This window comes from Natronomonas sp., from assembly GCF_046710025.1.
In the GTDB taxonomy this organism is placed as follows: Archaea; Halobacteriota; Halobacteria; order Halobacteriales; family Haloarculaceae; genus Natronomonas.
The window spans coordinates 1-3,754 of record NZ_JBKEGK010000241.1 but is presented as its reverse complement, the minus strand read 5'-3'; the positions used below and the strand labels follow the sequence as shown (position 1 = coordinate 3,754).

The 3,754-nt window shown below is 68.1% G+C and carries 2 protein-coding genes and 1 pseudogene; all 3 read right to left on the bottom strand.

Features of this window, described 5'->3' with window-relative positions:
• Positions 1-2,029: glycosyltransferase family 39 protein (locus ACI944_RS12960; protein ID WP_411719452.1), on the bottom strand; the 2,029-nt coding region annotated here is incomplete at its 3' end.
• Positions 2,030-2,039: 10 nt separating this feature from the next.
• Complete coding sequence (locus tag ACI944_RS12955; protein WP_411719451.1) at positions 2,040-3,179, bottom strand: extracellular solute-binding protein; 1,140 nt, start codon at positions 3,177-3,179, stop codon at positions 2,040-2,042.
• A gap of 38 nt (positions 3,180-3,217) precedes the next feature.
• Positions 3,218-3,754, bottom strand: a pseudogene (locus ACI944_RS12950) (alpha-1 4-glucan-protein synthase); the annotation flags it as partial.

Genomic DNA, 3,754 nt, shown 5'->3' with positions numbered 1-3,754 from the left:
GCCACACCGCCTCGACGCCCTCGAGGTCGGTCCGGACGGTCGTCTCCTGGCGGTACGTGAGCGTCCCGCCGTCGGGTTGGACGAGCGTCACGGTCAAAACGAGGGTGTCGGTCCCGCCGACCCGGACGGAGTCGGAGTCGGCCGCGGTCAGGCGGGCCGCGTCGCGGTCGATCGACCACCGCACGGTGATCGACTCGCCGGGATCGGACACCGCGTACTCGGCACGGGCGCCGGTTTCGCTTTCGAGGCGGACCGTCGCACGCTCGACTCGCGGCGGGACGCCGACGACCATCTCACCTGTCAGCGCCGCACCGCGCCGGATGTCGAGCGCCTCGATCGTCGGCGTTACGTGCCGGTCCGCGTCCGGCGTCCACTCGCCTCGGTAGGCGTAGCGGTAGTGCGTCCGGTTCGGATAAGCGTCGAGGACGGCAAAATCGTCGCCGGGCGCGCGATCGAGCGCGTAGACGACCGAGCCGTCCAGCCCGCCGTCGTTGCGGAGGTACTGAAATGGATGGTTCTGCCAGTCGCCGTACGGCGTCGGGACAAAGACCAGCGCGTCCTCGAGATCGGCCGTCTCGACCGGTTCGTAAGCGGCCTCGTACTTCTCGGCGTGGGCCGCGTTCCGATCAAGCGGGGCCGAGACAGTCGCGGCCGCGGCGACCGACGCGCCGACGAGGCTCACGAGGACGAGGAGCGCGACCGCGACACGCGCGGCCCGCCGGGAGCCACGGCGCTCGACCCGCGATTGGACGGCGGGAACGCCCCGATCCCAGCCGACGACGACGGCGAGGGCGGCGAACACCGAGAGGGGAGCGAGCAGGTCGAAGTGATAGAACGGGCCGAACTGCGAGACGAGGCCGTCAGTTGGGTCCGACATCGTCGCGAGAACATTGTAGTTGCCCCAGAAGGCGACGTTACCGGCCGTGACAGTCACGAAGAGGCCGGCGAGGGCCAATCCCGCCCGTCGCTCGAATTCATCGCCGTCCCGTGACCTCCAGCCGTCGATCCAGCGGCGGGCGGCGAGCGCGAGGCCGGCAAGCGCGGCCGCCGTCCCGATCGGCCCCGCGACGAACCACCGCGTCGCGAAATACCGGAGGACGTAGCCGTTAGCCGTCAGCGCCAACTCGGGGGTGTAGGTGACCGAGTGGTCGAGGATCTCCCGAGGGCCGAATCCCGGACCGTCCGCAGGGGCGAACGCTTCGTAGGGGAACACGAGCGCCGACCCGGTCATCCGGGCGTTGTACGCGAGCGTCACGCCGACGAACACGAGGCCGAAAAGCGCGGTGAGGCCCTGTCTCCGGACCGGTTCGGTGAGCCCGATGCCGTCGGCCGACACCGACCGCGCGATCGAGTAGATGGCGTGGATAATGAACGGAGCCGCGAACAGCACCGCGGTGTAGGGCCGGGCGAAGAAAGCGGCCCCGATCGCGAAACCAGCGACCCCCGCAGCCACGGGTGAGCCGTCTCGAACGCCCCGCAGATACGCAACGGCGAACAGCAGGTTCAACGCCGTCGTTGGCGCGTAGGGGAGAAACGCCGCTGTCGTTACGAGCGCGAGCGGCGAGGCGGCGAATAGCACCGCAGCGACGACGCCGATCCGGCGGTCGAACACTGTTGCCCCCAGCAGATATGTGAGGCCGGCGTTCGCCGCGGCGACCGCGGCGAGGGTCACCCGCGGTTCGCCGAACAGCGCCATCGAGGTCGCGAACAGCGCCGCCGGAACAGGCGTGTACTTCGGGTACAGCCGGCCACCGTCCTCAATGAAGAACCACGGCCGGAACGCGCCGGCCAGTTCGCCTGCCCGGAGTTCGAGTTGTCCGTCGAGAAGCAGCGCCGCCTGCAACAGGTAGACGCCCTCGTCGTGGTTGCTTGAATGGTACGCGAAGACTGTGCTTGAGACGGCGAAAACGGCGACCGCGGCGGCGAGGGCGACCGCGGCGGCGGCGAGTGGCGGGGCATCGAGACGATGGATCGCTCCGCGGACGGCCGCCGAAACCCGCCGTCTGAACCGCTCTCGGGGTGGTGTCACGCTGTCCCGATCAGAGTGCGCCGACGTCGCGCATGAGGTCGACCGTCGGTTCGAGCTCGGAGAGCTGCGTCAGGTCGATGTCGGGGACGTCGAGTTCGTCGATCGAGGGGAGGTCCCCGACCGGTTCGACGTCGGGGATCAGGGGGTACTCGAACGTCGACGTGGCGAAGTAATCCTGGGCTTCCGAGGACAGCAGGTGCCGGACGAAGCCGTTGGCGAGGCTCTCGTCGTCGGTCGTGTCGACGACGGCCGCGCCGGCGACGTTGAACATGGCGCCCGCGTCGCCGGACGTGAACGCGGTCCCGATCGAGGCCCCGGGGTTGCCGTCGATGACGCGTTGGATGTAGTAGTGGTTCGTGAACGCGGCGTCTATCTCGCCGTCGGCGACCGCCTGGCAGGCGGCGAACTCGTCGGGGTAGTCGGTGATCCCGTCGTCGATGACGGCCTCGAGCCACCCGCGGGTCGCCTCCTCGCCCTCGATGAGCCGCATGGCGGTGACGAACGCCTGACAGGAGCCGTAGGACGGGGCCCACCCGAGGTCCCCGTCGAACGCCTCGGGGTAATCCATGATTTCGTTCGGCACGTCCTCGGCCGTGAACGCGTCGGTGTTGTAGGGGATCGTCCGCGCCCGCCCGGAGGTCCCGATCCAGGTGTCGGTTCGGAACTCCTCGCGGACCATCTCGAGGATCGACTCCTCGAGCGGCCCCGTCCGCCCCTCGTCTGCGAGCGCACCGAGCGCCCCGGCGTTCACCGAGTAGAACACGTCGGCGGGTGAGCCGTCGCCCTCGTTAACGATCTGGTTTACCAGGTCGGTCGAACTGGCGTACCGGACCGTTAATTCGAGGTCCTCATAGAGGGTGTCGATGTAGCTGATGAGGTCACCGACGAGGAACTCGCCGCGCCCCGAGTAGACGGTGAGTTCGCCCGATAAGTCCGGCATCTCGCTCATCGATGTCCCGCCGGGGGCGTCCCGACCCTCGCGGCCGGATCCGATCTGGCCGACCGGCGAGTCGGCGGTATCGCCGTTTCCGTCCCCGTTCCCGCCGAGCGATCCCGAGCAGCCAGCGAGGCCGGCCGCCCCGAGTGCGCCCGCTGTCGCGAGGAACCGGCGCCGCTTCGTCTTCCGTCCGTGGATTCGTTTGTCAGTCATATTTTTAGGTTCACCTAAACATATTTATAGCCGTCGCTTCAGTCGTCGGCTGCAGCGGGCGTTCTCGCCGCCTCGAGCGCGTTGAGGCAGTCGAGCCACTCGAGCATGTACTCGCCGACGTGGACGAAAAAGTCGCCGTTTCGGTACTCGTCGAATTCGCCGTCCGCGAGCCGTCGCGCCATCGCCTCGAAGACCGCCGCGTAGCGGTCGGCCGCCTCGCCGGACTCCGAACGGTCCGGTTCGACGTCATCGACGAGTTCCCAGAGGTGTTCGTTGAGTTCCAGGCCGGCGACCTCGTTGTGGAGGTCGTCGAACGTCGACCGAGGGGCCTTGTTATGCTCGCACAGCGGGCGGCCGTTGTAGATCCGCGTGTCGAGGAGGTCGCAGGCCCGCTTGAGGAAGACGCCGCTCCAGATGTCGTCGAAGCGCCCAACGTCCCACTCGTTGTCGTCCATCGGAAGTTGATAGAACGCGGGGATCACCTCTCGTCGGAAGGCGAGGTTCATCGAACAGACCGTGAGGTAGTTTCCGCGGGCGGCGACGAAGTCCCGTTCGAAGTCGGCCGTCGTCGTCCG